13 protein-coding genes and 1 riboswitch are annotated in these 18,897 nt (G+C 55.6%); of the genes, 6 read left to right on the forward strand and 7 right to left on the reverse strand.

Annotation, left to right across the window (positions count from 1 at the left end):
- The first annotated feature begins 8 nt into the window (after window positions 1–8).
- Window positions 9–3,371, forward strand: a complete 3,363-nt coding sequence (locus Q31a_RS28675; RefSeq protein ID WP_145086014.1) for an ATP-binding protein — start codon at window positions 9–11, stop codon at window positions 3,369–3,371.
- Window positions 3,372–3,430: 59 nt separating this feature from the next.
- On the opposite strand, the gene Q31a_RS28680 is transcribed toward Q31a_RS28675, so the two are convergent.
- The gene (locus Q31a_RS28680; protein WP_197355875.1) at window positions 3,431–4,975 is read right to left on the reverse strand and encodes an FG-GAP repeat domain-containing protein; all 1,545 of its coding nucleotides are present in this window, start codon (window positions 4,973–4,975) and stop codon (window positions 3,431–3,433) included.
- Window positions 4,976–5,090: 115 nt separating this feature from the next.
- Between Q31a_RS28680 and Q31a_RS31025 the strand changes: the two genes are divergently transcribed.
- Both Q31a_RS31025 and Q31a_RS28690 read left to right on the forward strand, forming a co-directional pair.
- Window positions 5,091–5,321: a hypothetical protein gene (locus Q31a_RS31025; RefSeq protein WP_145086020.1), complete on the forward strand. Its 231-nt coding sequence runs from the start codon at window positions 5,091–5,093 to the stop codon at window positions 5,319–5,321.
- 675 nt (window positions 5,322–5,996) lie between these two features.
- A complete protein-coding gene (locus Q31a_RS28690; protein ID WP_145086023.1) occupies window positions 5,997–7,214 on the forward strand; it encodes a Wadjet anti-phage system protein JetD domain-containing protein in 1,218 nt (405 codons plus the stop codon).
- 212 nt (window positions 7,215–7,426) lie between these two features.
- On the opposite strand, the gene Q31a_RS28695 is transcribed toward Q31a_RS28690, so the two are convergent.
- On the reverse strand, window positions 7,427–7,789 hold the full coding sequence (locus tag Q31a_RS28695; protein ID WP_145086026.1) for a Rieske (2Fe-2S) protein: 363 nt from the start codon (window positions 7,787–7,789) through the stop codon (window positions 7,427–7,429).
- A 624-nt stretch (window positions 7,790–8,413) separates the two neighbouring features.
- A complete protein-coding gene (locus tag Q31a_RS28700) occupies window positions 8,414–9,814 on the reverse strand; it encodes a hypothetical protein (protein WP_145086029.1) in 1,401 nt (466 codons plus the stop codon).
- Between the two features lie 221 nt (window positions 9,815–10,035).
- Window positions 10,036–10,266: riboswitch (cobalamin riboswitch) on the forward strand.
- A gap of 92 nt (window positions 10,267–10,358) precedes the next feature.
- Here Q31a_RS28700 and Q31a_RS28705 point away from each other — a divergent pair.
- The 3 genes from Q31a_RS28705 (at window position 10,359) to Q31a_RS28715 (ending at window position 14,007) form a co-directional block, all read left to right on the forward strand.
- Window positions 10,359–11,141, forward strand: a complete 783-nt coding sequence (locus Q31a_RS28705) for a DUF1559 domain-containing protein (RefSeq protein ID WP_145086032.1) — start codon at window positions 10,359–10,361, stop codon at window positions 11,139–11,141.
- 59 nt (window positions 11,142–11,200) lie between these two features.
- On the forward strand, window positions 11,201–12,058 hold the full coding sequence (locus Q31a_RS28710; protein WP_145086035.1) for a DUF4465 domain-containing protein: 858 nt from the start codon (window positions 11,201–11,203) through the stop codon (window positions 12,056–12,058).
- Between the two features lie 743 nt (window positions 12,059–12,801).
- Window positions 12,802–14,007 carry a 2,3-bisphosphoglycerate-independent phosphoglycerate mutase gene (locus Q31a_RS28715; RefSeq protein WP_145086038.1) on the forward strand — a complete coding sequence of 402 codons (1,206 nt, stop codon included), beginning with the start codon at window positions 12,802–12,804 and terminating at the stop codon, window positions 14,005–14,007.
- A 281-nt stretch (window positions 14,008–14,288) separates the two neighbouring features.
- On the opposite strand, the gene Q31a_RS28720 is transcribed toward Q31a_RS28715, so the two are convergent.
- The 4 genes from Q31a_RS28720 to Q31a_RS28735 all read right to left on the reverse strand — a co-directional run bounded on the left by Q31a_RS28720 (window position 14,289) and on the right by Q31a_RS28735 (window position 18,828).
- Window positions 14,289–15,263 carry an HTTM domain-containing protein gene (locus Q31a_RS28720; RefSeq protein ID WP_145086041.1) on the reverse strand — a complete coding sequence of 325 codons (975 nt, stop codon included), beginning with the start codon at window positions 15,261–15,263 and terminating at the stop codon, window positions 14,289–14,291.
- Window positions 15,260–16,006, reverse strand: coding sequence for a hypothetical protein (locus tag Q31a_RS28725; protein WP_145086044.1), 747 nt, complete (start codon window positions 16,004–16,006; stop codon window positions 15,260–15,262). The genes Q31a_RS28720 and Q31a_RS28725 overlap by 4 nt, the downstream gene beginning before the upstream one ends.
- A 165-nt stretch (window positions 16,007–16,171) precedes the next feature.
- Complete coding sequence (locus tag Q31a_RS28730) at window positions 16,172–17,350, reverse strand: TIGR03000 domain-containing protein (protein ID WP_145086047.1); 1,179 nt, start codon at window positions 17,348–17,350, stop codon at window positions 16,172–16,174.
- 218 nt (window positions 17,351–17,568) lie between these two features.
- Window positions 17,569–18,828, reverse strand: coding sequence for a protein-L-isoaspartate(D-aspartate) O-methyltransferase (locus Q31a_RS28735; RefSeq protein ID WP_145086051.1), 1,260 nt, complete (start codon window positions 18,826–18,828; stop codon window positions 17,569–17,571).
- Window positions 18,829–18,897: the final 69 nt, after the last annotated feature.

Below are 18,897 nucleotides of genomic sequence, written 5' to 3' on the forward strand. Positions count from 1 at the left end.
GTCATCTCATGGTAGACGTATTTGATCACGCTGATGGTGAAACTCCCCCGCTGCCAGGCTACCGCCTTTCGAAATTGGAAATCTACAACTGGGGAACCTTCGATGGAGCCGTCTATTCGGTCTATCCAGAGGGCCAAACCACACTGTTGGTTGGAGAGAACGGCTCCGGTAAATCAACCTTAGTCGACGCACTACTGACTTTGCTGGTCCGTCCACAGACACGCAACTACAACGTCGCCGCCGGCGCGATGAAGAACGAGAGGGATGAGCGAACCTACCTACGAGGTGCCTACGATCGGACGGTGGGAGAAAGCGGAAGACCTCAAATCCAGTACCTGCGCAGCGGTTCTGGACACTACACCGCCCTGCTCGCTTGCTTCTCTAACGCCGCCTCCAACGACTCTTTCACACTTTGCCAGATTCTCTACTTGAACGCCGACAACTCAGTCGAGAAAGTCTATGCGTTTTGTGAAGGGCAGCGCGGGATTGTGCAAGATCTGTCGCATATCACATCGGCCAGCGCGGTTGCCAAGCACCTGAAGGATCGTGGTTACAACACCACCTCCAGCTACAAGCAATACTTGGGTTGGTTCCAGCGCAAGACCAGCTTCCGTCCCAAGGCGATGGACATCTTCAATCAAACGGTGGCTGTCAAAGACGTCCAGCGACTCGACCTGTTCATCCGCCAGCACATGTTGGAATTGAAACCCTGGAAGAATAAGGTTGATCGCCTCCTCAGTCACTTTAACGAACTGAGCGAAGCTCACCGCATGCTAATTCGCGTGCGACAGCAAGACGAATTGCTCAGCCCCATTTCCGAAGCCGGAGTGCGTTATCAGGCACGGCTCGACGAGGTGACCGCCGCCCGCAAACAACTCGACGCCTGCGAATTGTATTTTGCAATGGAGTCGGTCGCCCTCCTCGAGCCACTGTGCGACAAATGGCAGCAACAATTGCAGTTCTTAGCCGACGAGATCACTCGTCTCGATGAACTCCAAGACCGCTGCCGCAACGAGATCGCGCGGTTGACGGTGGAAATCGAGCATGCCGGCGGCGACCGACTTCGGCAACTGCCGGGATTGATCGAGCAAGCCGAATCAATTTCACGCGTCAAGCTGGCTGCCCGTCATCGCTTCGAAGCTCAGCTCCGCTCCGCCGAACTCCAGCCGCAAATCACTTCACCAGACCAGTTCCACAAGACTCGGCAGTTGATCCATCAACGGCGTAATAGATTGGTTGAAGACCGAACTCAAAGCCGGCACATGAGCAGTGCAATACAGTTCGAAATCGGCTCGCTGACGAGGCAACTCTCCGACGATCGCAATGAGCTCGAGGCGCTGCAGCGCCGCAAGAACAACCTGCCGGAGTCGCTCATTGCCATGCGCGATCAGATTTGCAGCGACTTGCGCCTGGCGCCTTCGGATCTCCCGTTTACCGCAGAGCTGGTTGCAGTTGCCCCCGAGGAACGCGAATGGGAAGCCTCCATCGAACAGGTCCTGTACGGTTTCGCGCGTTCGCTGCTCGTGGCGGAGGAAGTCTACCCCAGAGTATCCGGTTACGTCGACCGCACGCGACTGCTGGACGGACGTGGTCAAGGGCAACGCTTGGTCTACTTGAAAGTGGGTAAACGGAGCGAATCGACTCGTCGCACAAGCAGCGACGAAACGCTCGTTAGCAAGCTACTCTACCGCGACGATCATCCGCTGACCCCTTGGGTCCGCAGCGAAATGCGAGATCGCTTTGACTATCTCGCCTGCGAAACCGTGGAGCGATTCCAAACCACTCGGGGTGCCGCCATGACCAAGAATCGCCACTTGCGATCTGGTGGCTGGCGCCACGAAAAGGACGACCGCGCCCGCTTGGGGGACCGTCGCAATTTTGTACTGGGGTGGGATAACCGCGCCAAGCGACTCGCCCTCTCCGATTCAATTCGTGAGACAGAGGAAAGCTTGCAACAGCTCCACACCCGCGTGGCCAAACTGGTGGCCACGGAAGACCGCACCACCGCCGCCATTGAATCGCTCGACCAAGCCCTGCAAATTGACGACTTCGACATCATCGATTTTGAAAAACATGAATTCCAGGCGTCCCAGTTGCGACTCGAAATGCAACGCATCGAAGAGGCCGATGATCAGATCCAAGAACTCAAGGCGCATCGCAAGAAGTTAGAAACGGAAGTGGTGGGTTACAAATCCGATCGTGATCGTTTTATCGCGCAGCATACCACCCGCGAAACAGAACTGCGCAATGGCCAAGGCTTACTCAACAATGCACGCCGCACCATTGAACAAACCGAGATCAACGGACGGCGTGCCCTACTCGAACAAGAGTTCGAGACGTTGTCCAACCAGTCGCCCGCCCCCCTGTCCATCGAAAACATCGCCACCCTGCCACAAACAGTCGCCGCCGACTTGCGGGACAAGCATGAAAAACTGCGTGAAAGACTGGTTCCTATTGCCAAAGAGGTGACCAGTGCCATGACGCGTTTCCTCAAGAATTTTCCTGATGAGCAAGCCGATTTGGACGCCGATGTCGCCGCCATCTCCAGCTTCAATGCCCTGTACGCGAGAATTGCCAGTGACGATCTCCCCAAGCATGAGACCCGATTCAAGCAGCGATTGAATGAAAAGGTGCTCTTGGAAATTGGGATGCTCCACGGCAGCCTTGAAGGGGAACGTCAGGAAATTCGCAACAAGATCGAACAACTCAATACCGCCCTGCGACTCTTGGAATGGAAGCCTGGGACCTACATGCGTCTGGAACCCAGCGATGTCCAGGATCGAGAGATTCAAGATTTTCGGCGCGAGTTGTCAGCCTGCTTGAACGGAACCCTCGATGGGACGACCGAAGCCAACGAAGCGACTTTTGTGCGCATCGAAAAACTGGTTGCTAAGCTGCGCGAGGAAGGCAACGATCGCTGGCGACAAAAGGTTGTTGACGTTCGCAATTGGTTCAACTTTGCCGCCCGAGAACTGGTGGCAGAAACGGGCGAGGCGCGGAGCTACTATGATGGCGGCACTGGACAATCAGGCGGTGAAAAAGGGAAGCTCGCCTTCCTCGTCTTAGTAGCAGCCATTGCCTATCAATACGATTTGGATCCGAACGCTACACACAGCAACCGCCTGCATTTTGTAATGGTTGATGAAATGTTTTCCCGCAGTGATGACCAACACGCGGAATACGCCCTGGATCTGTTTGAACGATTCGGGCTGCAACTGCTAATCGTGGCCCCCTTGGATGCCAAAGCTCGCGTGACGGAACCCTACGTTGGCACCTACATCCACGTCGTGAAAGACAAACAAACCCATTGCAGCCAACTCCTCTCTTTAACCGCCGAAGAGTTTCAGGAACAGGCTCTGCCCGAAGAGTAGTAATGTCGGCCCGCGTTGCAGAGGTCGAAGCCCTAGAACGCTCGGACCGTGGAGCCCATTCATTGTGAACTCTCCCTTGCAGGGGTCGTACTCAGGATGGCTATCGGTGGAGCCATCATCTCTGTTTCATCGAGATAGAAACTCCCCATGGCGATATCCATTGTCCCATTCTGGTCGAAGTCTGCAACGCAAACCGCTGCGTGACTACAGTCACCGACCTGCAAAACTCGCACTTCAAACTCCTCCCCGCCTGTGTTCTCAAGCCACACAAGTGACGCTAGCTCGCTTGCATCTCCGGCTCCTTTTAGCTGGCTGGGTAGGAACGAGCCAACGAGGATGTCGGTGTCGTCATCTCCATCGAAATCAACTACCTGCGGGCTGTGGCAACCAGGGATATAAGCCAGCTGATGGTCTTCGAAGGTGAGTTGTCCTTTATTCTCCAGCCAGTGGACAGCGTGATAGGGCTTAATCTGAAAACTATCGAGGGCATCGCCATTGGTGTACACCACATCCCAATCGCCATCGCCATCGAGATCACAAACCTCCATACCGCTACTGCCACTGGAGGGATCTGCACTAAAGATCGATTGCCCAGAAAACTGGCCTGAACTGTCTTGCGTATAGAGCATGACGGTTTCGAATTCCTGCCCAAACAAGGCAATAATATCAAGTTTTCCGTCGCCATCGAAATCAAGAATTCTGCTTTCAAGTGCGCCCGACCTAGTGTCAAGCACGTGCGTCTTAAAACTGGCCGCTGTAGCAGGACCTGCTGAAATGCGTTCCATCCAAAGCAATTGACCAGTTGTATGCCAACCGAAATCAGCCACAACGATATCCAGGTCTCCATCACCATCGATATCACCACACTGCACGTCAGCCACCCGTCCGCAGTCGCTCAACAAAACTTCCTGCGTAAAGGCGGACGAACTATCCGATTCACGCGTTAGCCAAACAACCCGCCCCAAGTTATGATCACTTGGTAAGAACCTCCCCAAGTCGGACACCAGCAAACCAATCTGCCCTGCCCCGTCCAAATCGACTTGTTGGAAGCGGCATGGATTGCGCAGTCGAGCCAGGAGCTGGCCTTGGTGACTCTTTTCCCCGCTGCTTGGCGCGGCAAAGATGCCACCGTTTCGCATGTCACTGTACACCAACTGCTTTCCCAACGTCGGCCCCCAATCGATCACCTTGATGGCTGCTGTCGCGGGTGCCTGTAGCAACTCTCCCTCGGATTGCACGATGCCTGGATCGAAGCGTGCGAGAGCGGACACATCGACCGGCTCGCGCGGCGGAAATTCGAACTCAGCCGGTGCAAGTGAACGGTAATAACGCGTGACATCTTCAGGACTTGGCATGGTTAGGTCGGATCGACCACTTGAAAAATAGAAATCAAATCCCCGCTGCACCTCATGCGCCCAACGCTCTTGCGTGAAATTCTGCGGTGAGGGGAAAATGTGGCAAGCCCCACAAAACGCTTCCGCCGAAGCCTTAACCTCGTCAGACACTTCGCCAATCGATTCTGGCTCCTTGGCCGCTTCCGCACGAGAGACGCTTGCCTGCTCAACATCCGGTACTGAGGAGCTTCCGCACCCGCTAGAGGCCACCCCCCAACATCCCAAAGCAAAACAGAGAGTTCGGCAGCCCCAAGGGCCAGCCAAACGTCGCTTGCAAACCCCATTTCGCCGGGTGAGCGATCTATAAAACTCAGCCGACATTACAATGCCCAATATACTCGGAGGAGACGAGGTTCTAGAGTTGCTCAAGAAACGCGATACGCTTCCCCCGAGCTGCGGAAGCGGGTCCCTTGCCTACTGCTGTGCAACTGCATTTGATGACTGGCGGGCGATGATCGTTCGTGCCAGCAAATTCCGCTTGCACGTGGCAACGCCCAAACGGGGCACCTGTTCCTGCGCAATTCCCTTGCCCGCTGGAGTCCAGCGGCAAGCCTGAAAGGGAAGCTGCACTGCTCGCCAACCATCGATTCTATAACGACGATTCCCCCCCTAAGCCTCTCTAGCGGAATTTCAGTCGACTTCTCACAAGAAAAAGTATAGTCTGCAGGGCGCTGCGTCGACTTCTTCGGTGCACAATCTTCCCAGACCCAATTTGTGACGCTACGCTTGGCGCACCTCACCCTGCGTGCAACTGCGTTCCTGTCCATCACACACTTGGCCAACTTCCGGCTCGCGCAAGCGTTTCGGGGCCCAGGCGAGACCAAAGGAGCGAATGAGGTTCCCAGCTGGCTGAAGAGATTAAGGACAAGCGAGAGGTGTTCTCAACGCTTCACCAGGAAGCTGCCGCGCAGCCTCGTGATGCCGACATACGCTTTCGCTTGGGTTAGCTCGCCCAAGAGTTGCAAATGCCGGATATGGCAGTCACTCGGGTTAACGGGCTGTGGAAATAGTAACCCGCCGCGTGCGCAAGAAATGGCGGTTACCGCTACCGGGAAATTAGGGATGCTACCTCCGCGTTAAAATTCAAATTGCTATAAAATCAACAGCCCGCTAAGGCTGCAATCGAACTCGAGCCGACGCATGAGCGGGCCAGACCAGCGCTCCTCAACTTCACGACGCTCGCTTTGCCCCAACTGGACACGACTCAATCCCCACCGCCCGTCTCCGATCCATGATTACTCCCGCAGAAATTTATCAGAAAGTTGCGAGGCTTTACACAGCTGGTGTTCAGGCTTGGTTAGCTGGCGACGACTCATTTTTCCCGCGAAGAATCCCAGCGAATCTAAGCTTCCATGGACTCGAGCACTACGAGCTCATCCAGCAAGTTGAACAGTTGCGGCAGGGATCCAAACAGGCGATCGGATACGGATATTCCATTCGCTTTGAACGCAAAGTGAGCCGTAAACATGGAGAAAACCTATTTCCCTCCGCCATCGAAATCGTGTCGCTCGACGATCTGCTCCTTCTGCTTCGGAAGCAAAAAGAATTTCGCGTTTTGGTGAAAGCCACAATCCAACTGCGAAGTAGCTTTCCTCAATTGGAACCGTGGATACGACAGCATTGGAAGCGGCTGATCCTGGCAGCGGAGCACCTCCCCGACCTGCTTCAAATCACCCAATACATGCTGGCAAACCCGAATCCCGATTGCTACTTACGGGAACTTCCCCTGCCAATCTCCACCAAGATACTTGAGCAGCACAAACCGCTGTTGGGCGAATGGTTCAACCTCCTGCTTCCCGCACATGCGATCAACCACGGATGTGATCCTCGCAATTTTGAGCAGCGGTATGGCTTCCGCTATGCGAGAAAACACCTACTGGTGCGCGTCTTGGATCGAGACCTCCTGCCTGAGCTAGGAATCCCTTTCGATGAGTTATGCTTGCCCGCTCAAACTCTCGCCGTACTTCCGTCGAGAAACCTCCGCGTCATCGTCGTGGAAAATAAGATAAACCTGCTGACGCTGCCCCAAGTCCCTCGGGGGATTGCGTTTGGAGGCCTAGGCAACGACCTCAGTGAATTCAACACCATTGAATGGCTGAAATCTTCAGAGCTGCATTACTGGGGAGACATTGATGTCGCTGGGTTTCAGATCCTGGAACGTTTTCGACGAGCATTCCCTCAGACGCAGAGTCTGTTGATGGACCGAGAGACGCTCGACATGCACGCCACCCTATGCACCCCGCTTCCCAAACGCCACCAAGCAACAGTCGGCGAAACCCAAGAATCGGCGAATGCAAACAGCGGAGTGAATGTGAACTCGGCATCATGCCACCTTTCGCGAAGCGAGCAAGAATTGCTTGCACACTGTCAACACGACGCTATCCAACTTGAGCAAGAGCATCTCCCCCAGACCTATGTCACCGCGCGCATCCGCGCCTTGGTCCGGTAGATCCTGGAAGTCGGGACAGCATTGGAGGCAGTGATTCTTGGGCAAGTTGGTTGCATACACTGCGGCTAGCGGATCCTCCGCAATCACAACTCAGCTGCAAAATGGGGTGATGAAGCCCCGCCGGCTAGCGAACATCACACCAGCGATGCGCGAAATGCAGAACTGGTTTGCGATAGGCTCCAGCGAATCGCCACCGAGCCTCACTCCCGCACTCATGCTTTAGGGACTTGAACCTGAATCTCTTGCCCGACCACGCGGACTTTGAACTTATCGACCCCAATTTTTGGGTTTTCTAACCAAGTGCCATCGGCAATTGAAAAGCACCAGTGGTGCCAAGGGCACACGACGGCACAGCCATCGTCCACATAGCCTTCAGCCAGCGAGGCCCCTTGGTGCGGGCAAAAATCGTCGATGGCAAAGTACTCTTCTTGGTTCTTAAAGACTGCCACCATGCGGTTTCCCACGGAAAATGCCCTCCCCCTCCCTTCCAGAATATCGCCAACTTTAGCTACGGTAACGTAGGGTGGGTCCGACTCTTCATCGGGAAACAATGGCAGGGGAGCTTCTTCACTCATGGATCGACTTTGTCAGTGGTTTCTAGAATTTCTGAGACTGCGGCTGACTGATTTTGGCGCGCCTTCAATCCTAACGCAAACCTAGCTTCGCGCCAGCCACTTTCGCTCTGGTTACCAGCTGCGCTCTAGCAGCCCGCCGCATACCGGCGCCGCCCGCCGCTGGCTGACATTGTAAACCGCTGCATGGACAAGCAAGGGTGGTTGCCGTGACGTGGGAGTCAGGGGTACCGCCGTCCCGCTAAAACCAAACGCCCGTTCAAATCCGCGCGCCGGTAAGCCAGATTGGACTCGCTGCCGCTGCGGTGCAACGCACAATGCACAAGGCACAATGCACAACGCACAACGCACAAGGCACAACGCACAACGCACAACGCACAACGCATGATGCGAGGCCTACGTGAAACGGCAGCCGTCTTAAGAGCAACAAGCCTTAACGGGCTGTTGAAATAGTAACCCGCCGCGTGAGCAAGGAAAGACAACCTCCGCTACAAGTCAATTAAGGCTGCTACCTCCGCATTAAAATTCAAATTGCGATTAAATCAACAGCCCGTTAAGCGGTGGGTGGGATTGTGGCTAGCCACGGTTCATCTACGCGGTTCATCTCCAGGGACGGAAGACATCTATCTAACGGTAAGGGTTGATGCCGCGCAACCGGCCCTCCACAACCGTAGCCAACATCAGCAGCTGGAACAACTGCCCCTGATAGTATTCATCCAGGATGGGTATCGAGATTTGGGTCGCTGGAATTCGCGCCTCCCGCATGCCCTGCAAAGCATCCTCATAGACTTCGTCCAGAACGCTGGGCAGCGTTGGGGCAACGTCGGCTTCACCGCCGGACGGCTCCGCCACAAACAGGCCATTCACCCAGTTCCCGCTCGTTTCCGCCGAACTCCTCAGGGGATCAAACCGACTGCGTTCCACTCGCACATAATGCACCAGTTTATTCGGTGGACCATTTTGGCATTGCTGCCCAAACCGACGATAATCACGTGGCATGGTAACTGTCAGGGGTGTCGGACCAGCTCGCCGATGATTCAAGGCGCCAGTTACAACATGCTCATACCAGCGACCGGTCGCTTCCAACGCATCATTCCACACGCACAAAGCACGGATCGGCTCATCACAGTGCACGTCCGCCAAATAGCTCACAGCGGCCAGCTGCAGCACGATGTTGTCGGCAGCTTTCGTGGTAGAAAAATGCTCATCAATCGCCTGCGCTCCCTCCATCAACTTCATAATGTTGATCCCCATCAGCGCACCGGGTACCAAACCAACATGAGAGAGCAGCGAAAATCGTTCGCCGACACTTGGAGGCACCGAAAACACATTCGGGCAGGCTAGACGCTCAGCAACCCCTCGCAGCTCCCCCTCCGCGCCCGTAACCGCGATGAATCGACTCCGAAGCAACTGCGGGTCGCCTCCGCAACTCACCGCCAGCGCTCGGAGGAACGGTTCAAGCACAGCTTGGACTTGGCGATCCTCCCCACTGGGGTCAATCACCACTACCCCCCAGCTCTCCTGCACCCCAACTGCTGTCTGAGCACGGTGTGCGTTGAGAAGTTGCAAGAGCCCCTGCGTCGGATCATTGCCAAGACTGTTTCCGGCGAAATACATCCTTGGACGACTCCCCCGCGCGCCCCGAGAAAGCTGATTGAAGTAGGGTTGGCAACAACTCGCCAACATGGCTTCAGCCCCCAAGGAAGCTGTTTCACTCCCGAGCACCACGATGCTGTCAACTTCTGTCATCAGTCTCTTGGTAACCGCCAAGACGAGCGCCAACTCACTCCCTTGACGGTCCGCCTGATAGCTGGCCAATTGCTGCTGCGGCAATTGAAAAAACCCAGAGTGGAGCGGCAGCTTCTCCGCCGGAGTCGCGATGCTTCCGGCCAACATGGGGCCATCGAGTTGCACCAGCTCATCCCGCAATCGATCGAGCACCGAAGCGAGACCGCTCAACTTCGCCCGTCGCTCCCCACCACCGGGAGGGAAGGCATCCGTTGAATCGAAGTTTAGCAGTGGTGGCATGGGAGGCTCTTAGCAGCGATAGGAAATGCAGGCCAGAAATCTACAACATATCAACATGCAACGGAACCGCATGGCGTGTGCATGAAGTCTCCCTGTTTCGCTTTTTCGCGCGTGGGCTTCCCACCAATACGGATTTGCGAGAACAGTTTTTTGGATGAAAGTCAGCCTGTTCGACGCTGACCGCTTGGCCGAAAACACTTGACAGCCACGACCGCCTTGCTATTCTCAGGGCAGCTTGTGGTGACGTGTGCTGGCAGTCTTTCAGCCACGTGAACAGGGAACTCCGGTGAAACTCCGGGACGGACCGGCCGCTGTGAGCCGCTTGCATTTCGACAGAAATGCGACGAAACCCTCTTTCTAGAGATACCATTGCTTCCGTTAGATGGGAGCGAGAAGGTGTGTGGGATTCGTGAGTGGCAAGTCAGAAGACCTACCGCAAGTCGTTGCGTATTTGCCCTCCAGGTAATGGGGCTGACGTGAATTTCGGTGCACCCCTGCCCCGATCTGTCCTTCCATTCCTAGCTGTACGGACCAGGCCATCCACATGTGCCGAAAATCCGCTTTTACGTTGGTCGAGCTGCTGGTGGTGATTGCCATTATTGGCATTCTCGTCGGATTGTTGCTACCGGCCGTGCAAGCAGCCCGCGAGGCCGCGCGTAAAGCTTCCTGCAAGAACAACTTGCGGCAGATTGGCATCGCCCTCCACCAATACCACGACGCGCATCAATCCTTACCGACTGGCTGCATTGAGTGGCGTGCCTACCGAGCTCCCCCTACCAGGCGGCAATTCGCCTGGTCTGCATTGCTACTCCCCTTCCTTGAGCAATCAAACCTCCATCAACAAATTGATTTCAACGTGCCTTACGACGCGCCAGCCAACGCGCCAGCCGCCGCCACTCGGCTTCAAGTATTCGAATGTCCAACAGCCCCCAACCGCCAGCTCTTGCGGGCTCAAACCGATTACGCGGGGCTGTACGGCGAAATCATCAACGATCGCATCTCCGATGATGGCATCTTCCTCTACGACCAGCGAATCGCCTTTCGCGATATTCGCGACGGCCTATCGAATACCTTGGCGGTTTCAGAGGATGTGGGAGGCCCCGACAGTGAATGGATCAACGGACGCAATGTGTTCGTTCAGTCCGGCGGGATTAATGATCCTCAAGCCTGGATAGGCGACAACGAAATTCGCAGCCAACACACTGGCGGAGCCATGCTGTTGCACTGCGACAGCCACGTTGATTTTCTGAGCGAGTCGATCGACCGCCAGATTCTCGGGGCAATGATAACCCGGGCTACCGGCGACATCGTTCAATTACCCCAGTAGTTTTGCAGACTCTTACTAATCCTCTCCCTGAAGTCTTACACCCCAGAGTTTTCCAGAAAATGCAATATCCAACGACCCTCACAGCAATCCTGCTCATCGCTTTCTCACAAGCCGTTTCCGCAGCCGTAGTGGACTTCGAAGAACTCACGGTCTATTCGGGAACTAGCGGAATTGAAAACGGTCAGCCCGGTGGCCAATTCTACAATGGAGATTCGGGGAACGGCAACAATTCCAATGGCTGGTCTAGCGGAGGTCTTTACTTTAGCAACAGTTTTGACAGAAGCGAATTTAACGGCATCACCTACGAATCGTGGACCGGCTGGGCATACTCGAACGTCCAAAACAACCTAACACCCGGTTTCACCAATCAATATGCCTCGTTTCCTGGTAGCGGAGCAGGTGGCAGTTCGAACTATGCTATCGCCTTCGCCTTCCCAGGCGACATCACCTATATGAATATCGACGCTGGCATGGAGATCGCTGGGCTCGATATCAGCAACACGACCTACTCGTACCTCGCATTACGGGATGGAGTCTACGGCAGCAAACCGTTCGGTGGCAATACAGGCAACGATCCCGACCTCTTCACGGTAACGCTCTCCGGTTACGACGCAGCGGGAGCTACAGGCAATCAGATTGGCTCTGTCGATTTCAATTTGGCAGACTTCCGCGCTGCAAACAACAGCCTTGACTACATCGTTGACGCCTGGACCACGCTCGACTTGTCGGCGCTGGCTAGCGCTCGTTCCATAGCATTGAGCTTCACCTCAACGGACGCAGGGCAGTTTGGGATTAACACGCCTACCTATGTGGCCATCGACAACATTCGCCTGACGGCTGTCCCCGAGCCGAACTCGCTAGCGTTACTCAGCCTCGCCAGCTGGGCAATGTGCGCACGCCGCCGTCGATCACACTAACGCGTGGACCCTATATCTCAACGGGCAAACGCTCGGGGCGAGCCTTAACAGCCGCCGACCATGGCGTCCTAGCGACTTAGTGCGATCACCACCCCACGTCCGCTCGCACTCCTCATGAGGAGTGCGAACTGCTACCGAAGTCTCCCCAGGGACAGACCACCGGGATGGTAGCCTCACCGCGAAGCCAGCATTTCAGCTCTAGCCAAAGCCCTCCATCTTTCCGCCTCCATCTTCCCGTCTCCGTGTTCACTACTCCACCAGAGAAAGCGTGCTCGCATGGCGCGTTCGAATGGGGACACACCCCGAACCTCCGTGCAGGGACAGACCACTGGGATGGTAGCCTCACTGGGAAGCTAGCATTTCAGTCCTAGCCATAGCTCTTCATCTTCCTGTCTTTATTTTTCCGTCTCCATCTTCCCGTCCCCCTGTTCACCACTCCACCAGAGCAGACTCGCTCCAATGGGGACACAGCCCGCGAGAGTCCTCTCAGTGAGAGTCGCGGCACTCGGGGAATGGGGAATGCTGGTGATGCCAATCCCCAGCTATCGCGAATACGCAAACACGCTCTGTCCCCGGTAGGGTGCTCTGTCCCTGGCGCGCTGTCCCTGGCGCGGCCAAGTTCGGGCAGTTTGTGATCGCCCCTGGCTGGATTGTTGAAAAACGCGATAATTTCTCGCAAGACTAGTGCTGACGAGACACTAGCGACTTTATGGACACCAGACCGAACCAACTGAGAACCGATCATGGACATGCATACACTGACCCGCGAGCTACAAGTCAAGAACAAGTCGAAAATCGTGATGCTGGTTGGCGATGGACTGGGTGGTTTGCCTATGACCGCGGGGGGTAAGACGGAGCTGGAAACAGCGAAAACACCTAATTTGGATGCCCTGGCTGCCAAGGGAGTTCAAGGATTGTCGATTCCAGTCAAACCAGGGATTGCCCCCGGTTCGGGGCCAGGCCACTTGGGGCTCTTTGGCTACGATCCACTGGAGTATCAGATTGGACGTGGTGCCCTCGAGGCCACAGGGATCGGTTTCGAATTGCAGGCTGGTGACGTCGCCATCCGCTGCAATTTCTGCACGCTCGACAACGCAGGCAACATCTCAGACCGCCGCGCTGGACGAATTTCCACCGAGGAAAGCACTCCGCTGGCCATCTCGTTGCGGCAAATCAAGATCCCTGGCATTGAGGTGTTTGTGGAACCGGTCAAGGAACACCGTTTTGTGGTCGTCTTCCGCGGACCAGGGCTGAAGGGAAGCGTCAAAGACACCGACCCGCAAGCGACCGGCGTCCCTCCCCTCGAGCCGGTTGCCGCCGACGAAGCCAGTCAGAAAACAGCCGAGGTTGCCAAAGAGTTCCTCAAACAAGCCAAAGAGATCCTGAAAAGCGAAAAGAAAGCCAACTTCCACACGATGCGTGGCTTTGCCGATCGCCCCAACATGCCTACTTACCACGAGGTATACGGCCTGCGCGCGGCTGCCATTGCGGTCTACCCCATGTACAAAGGGCTTGCTCGCCTGGTCGGCATGGACATCGTCGGAGAAGCACTCACCCTACAAGACCAAATGGATGTCCTGAAGCAGAATTGGGACGATTACGACTTCTTCTTCCTCCATTTCAAGTACACCGATAGCACGGGTGAAGATGGCAACTTTGACGAGAAAGTTCGCCGCACCGAAGAGCTCGATGGCTGCCTGAAGGCAATCACGGCTCTGAATCCAGAAGTGCTGATCGTTACTGGCGACCACTCGACGCCCGCCTACCTCAAGAGTCACTCCTGGCACCCTGTACCAACGCTGTTGGTCTCGGATTGCTGCCGCCCCGATCCACACACCACGTTCGGCGAGTCGACAGCGATCACCGGAGGACTAGGACAATTTGAAGCCAAGTACCTCATGCTACTCGCGCTCTCCAATGCAGGTCGCATGGGTAAGTTTGGAGCTTAGTCTCGTACTGTGATTGAGAGTTGCAGTGTCCCTGCTCCTTGAGAGAGCGGGGCGTTTCGGCCGAAAGAGAGAGCCAAGACGCGATCCGCCACCCCATAGCGGATTACTGACATGGCAAGCCGGGGCCGTGTGAGCCAAGCAGGGGTAATCGCCGCTGCAGGATATTTAGAAGTACGCCGCGACTCGCAAAACCACAAACATGCTCAGGGTGACCAGCCGCTAACGAACTTCGCAAGAGTGACGGCCAATCGCCCACGCTGGGAGTCGTAAATCTGCCGCGACTAGACCTCTATCGCTTCACCGCGAGCGGCATGAGATGTGAAAATTTTGGGACAGTATCTGCGCACCATCTCGGGAGGAACAAAAGCCAAGTTGGCGGTGAGCATGATAACCCCAAAGGTGACCATCCCCAAAGCAAGGCCGATCCCGGCATGCACCAGGACGGCCATGCCTAGCGCAAACGGACGGGTCGCTCGGGGCCATACCAAGGCACAATAGAACGTCTCCCAAAAAAGCGTCAGTGACGTCAACGTGGCGATCAAAAATGGCATATACCCCAGCCACGTGATATCGAGTGATTGGTACTCGAAGTTCACGGCGGAAAACCACAACGCGCTCCCGTCAAACCACATCTCGCCACGCATCTTACTGAGCCCACCGAACAGGTAGATGACACAAAGATGCAGCTGAATCAACCGCGTCGCCACATTATTACCGACCGATGCTCGGGCACTTGGCAACCAATAACTCTCTCCACGCCGATCGCGCCAGACCGCATCGACGCTCCATACGCTACCGCTGCGGGCCACCATCAAATACATGGCCAACAACATCACGATTTGATCCAGCCCGAAGAGCGCCCCGGTCATGCGATGGCAAACCATCAATGTCATCCACCACGCCAGCGGGATCGTCACCCGCGTCGCACACCCCAGCATCATTAGCAAACTAGCTAGAATGGCTACCAGCTCATGGCTCATCAATACCCAGGGTTGGTCGACGTAGAACAACCAGCTCCACGACCAATCTTGGGCATGCAATTGCTGAATAGCCGCTGCATCGATCCACGCGGCCTCCCCCATGAAATCGGTCAGCAAGCTAGTCCAAATCACATGCACATAGGCAAGCATCCCACCACATAGGATCCGGATGATCGCCAGAGTATGCGGCAATTGCGGGGTGAACCAGAAGCGATCCCAACCCTCAAGCAGCGATTTCCCCCAGACAATGGGAGAATCAAGTTGCCCATCCTTCATGGCCCCACCTCTTCTGCTGTGGCTGCTGGATACAGAATGCGTGGATCGGCAGGGCCTGGCATCATGGGGTCCAAGGGCGCATCAGGCAACATGATATACAACGCTGGATCATCCAACCGCAGCCGCTGCTCCAAGACTTCTTGACTACTAGGCAAGCGATGCTCCAAGCGGTCGATCACTGCGAGCGTTGCTCCAAAACGCACTTCCAAGTGACGTTGCATCGAATCGCGGATTCTTTCGAACAACGCGCGGTCAAACTTCCAGTCTTGCGCTAGGGGATCGTTGGCCACGGCCACCTCAGGTGGTACCGGCGGGATGTGCAACTGATGCAAGAATTCGGCAAGCATAAAATGCCGATGATAAAGCAGTCGCGGCCACTGCGCCTGCTTATCAGGAAAGCGTACGCGGGCATCTTCCGCATCTTCGTACGAAAGCCGGCATTCCAACAAATGACTTGGCCCCGGCTCAGGCGCAAAGAAAAAATAGCCATGGTTCAAGTAGGCAAATTCGGTATACGGGGCTAACACGCTCCGCAAGGGCGTCAAGACATTGGATAACCTTCTCGGGCTGCGACTAAACAGCTGAAAAGGCTCGACGACCACCGCGCTCAGATGCAATAACAACAGCAGACTCAGCGCCAACTTAGCCCTCGACCCAAGCAACTTTGCTTCCCGAGGCCCCGCTGACCGCTGCCCAGATCGATCGTCGGTTCTCTGATTACCCTGCATGGCTCTACGAGACATCCTAATCTCCTACAACGTCCAAACCTACGCGTGCCCCACTCACTCTCCCAGTCAATTGCATTAGAGTGTTACCGAAAGCGTGAAAAAAACAAACCCCCGCAGGTCATGAACCTACAGGGGTTGTTGTGATTTCAGATAGGACGAAAGCTCCGCAAGCCTGCTCCCCTAGCGGGACGCAATCTTGTCAGCCGAGTCATCGAAGTTGAAAGTCAATTGAAGCTTGTCGCCACCGATCAGCCGAATCGACTGTCGTTTGACTTGATCACCCAACTTCACTTCGATTTGGTAGTCATCCCAAACTTCTCCAGGAAGCAAACGATCGGTGCGGAAGGTGCGTTCCATTCCCGATGCCTTGGTGGAGGAACCCGCCAAAGTCACTTCAGCTCCTTCTGGAACATTGAGCGTTACAGCGGTTTCAATGGTGCTGTTGCTATCTGCAAATGCGAATTGGACGTGTTCGTCACTGCCAGCAGTCACGACAACTTCCTTCTCTTCAGTCAGGAGAGAACCGTCTGCGGCATCCATCTCAGCTCGCACTTCGAAGCGATAGCTCTTGCCAGACTCGAGGCCGCGGCTGATGAATTGGCGTACCGAACCGGTGCTTGTGGTCAATTTTCCATTGACGAAGATCTTGGCGGCGGAGGGCACGGCAACTGTCAGGTTGACGGTATCCGATGCAAGTCCGGAATCCGAAACGAGCGAAAGTGGCGAAGTGTAGCTCGACGTATTAGAGGCACCGTAGTAAGCGCCACCAGTGCTACCGTAGCTGACGCCAGAGCTGTAGCCGGTGCTGCCATAGTTGACCGAACCACCCGAGCTGCCGCCGCTGTAGGACGAGCCATAGCTGCTGTAACCACCGGAACTGCCATAGGAGGAGCTGTAGCCGGACGAACCGCCACTGCTACCATACCGAGCGCTATATCCGCTGCTACCATAGTAGGAGCGACGCGCGGCGCGGTTTGCCACGTGACGCGCATGCTTGGCGGCCAAGTGATCATGGATGCCTTCGAGCGTGCGGCGCACGATTCCCACACGCCCCCCGCTGCTGCCCCCGGATGAACCGTAGCTGCCATAACCGCCACTACTGCCATAACTAGCGCTGTAGCCACCCGAGCTACCGTAGCTCGACGCGTATCCGCCGGAGCTCCCATAGCTGGAGGCATAACCACCAGAACTGCCGTAGCTGGACGCATATCCACCGCTACTTCCGTAGCTTGCGGAATAGCCACCGGAGCTACCGTAGCCTGCTAGACCACCGCTGCTTCCCCAGCCCGCATCCACATTTCCAACCATTAGCGCACCGAGAAACAAAGCGGCTGCCGAACGAACTAGTCTGTACTTCATGAGCTTTAGAAACTCCACGGCTCTAGGGTAGTAAAATACTGAGGGATGGAACCCATCTTAACATGTTCCCACCCCAACAGCATATCTTGTGAGGGATTGCGTTCAAGCAGGCTGGGTAGAATTTACCGAATAGCAAGAACAGGCAAGAACACTTTAAATGTAGCATCTAGCTTGAGTTTGTCGAACGAATCCACCAAAACGCGTCGCGATGCCACGGTTCACGGCTCCACCGCCTCCAGCTGGATACCATCAAAGGCTACTTTACCCACCCCCCCAAGTAACCCAATGGAAACAATCGCCTCTCTCGCGGCGGCTGGAACGCGAAACACACGGCTCTCTTCTTTCCAATCGCGGGTGCCACGAAAGGGCCCGATCCAATGCGTTCCCAAGAGTCCACGCTGGTCATTAAAGAAGCGAATGCCAATCACCGGCAATTCATTGCGATCTAACCCCACCTTCACCCCGTCCACCTTGACCGAGCCCGACAACCGCACCCGCTTGACCACGCGACCATCCAGGGCAATCCCCTGCAGCAAGTGCGCGGGGCGGCCGGCCGTTTCATTCGTGAATTCGACATAGTGCCCGCCATTGGGACTCTCCTCGGATGAACTCCATTTCAACCCCCGCTGGTAATACCACCCAGGAACATAGCCGTTGTCAGCTGGTGGCTGTTCGAAATCACCATTCAACAAGGCTGGACGCGCCGGATCCACATGCACTTGGCGATTCTCTTCTGCGGTGCCGGTCATAGGGACGAACAAAGTTGGTCGAAGCGCTTCGCGCTCCAACTTTCCGTCCACCTTGCGCATTAAGTACAGTGTTTGCTGATAGCGTTCGCCGACCGGTACCACAATTAATCCACCATCGACCAGTTGATCCACCAAAGGTTGCGGCACATCCTCAGGACTGCAGGTGACGATAATGCGATCAAATGGAGCATGCTCCTCCCAACCTAAAAAGCCATCGCCAATCTTCGTGAAAACATTCCTGTAGCCCAATGCATCCAGCACCTTTTTAGCCTGCGTGCCCAATTCTGGGACGATCTCAATCGAGTAGACCTCTTTGACCAGAGGGCTTAAGACGGCTGCCTGAAAACCACTGCCCGTACCGATTTCGAGCACCTTATGGTCTGCTTGAACATCGAGCTCCTGGGTCATGATCGAGACAATGTAGGGACTGCTGATCGTCTGAGAAGCACCAATTGGCAGAGCGCTGTCCGCGTAAGCGTCAGCGCGCAGTGAAAACGGAATGAACTCCTGACGTGGAGTAGCGCGAATGGCATCGATGACCCGCGTATCGTTCACTCCACCTGGAATTAGTACGTCCTGAATCAACCGTTCGCGGGCTGTCTCAAAATTCGAAAATGGGGGAAGTCCGACTTGCCCATGCACAGCATTGCTACTCTGCAGTACAAGGCACACGAGCCCTCCCCACAGTAAACAACGCGTTTGAAGGCCCCTCGCGAGACGACTGATCATGACGGGATTCTCGTTAGTACAGGAATTCGATTGCGACCGGGTTCGCAAAGTGCGCGCAACCCGACTAGT

The sequence above is a fragment of the Aureliella helgolandensis genome (assembly GCF_007752135.1).
Taxonomy (GTDB): Bacteria; Planctomycetota; Planctomycetia; order Pirellulales; family Pirellulaceae; genus Aureliella; species Aureliella helgolandensis.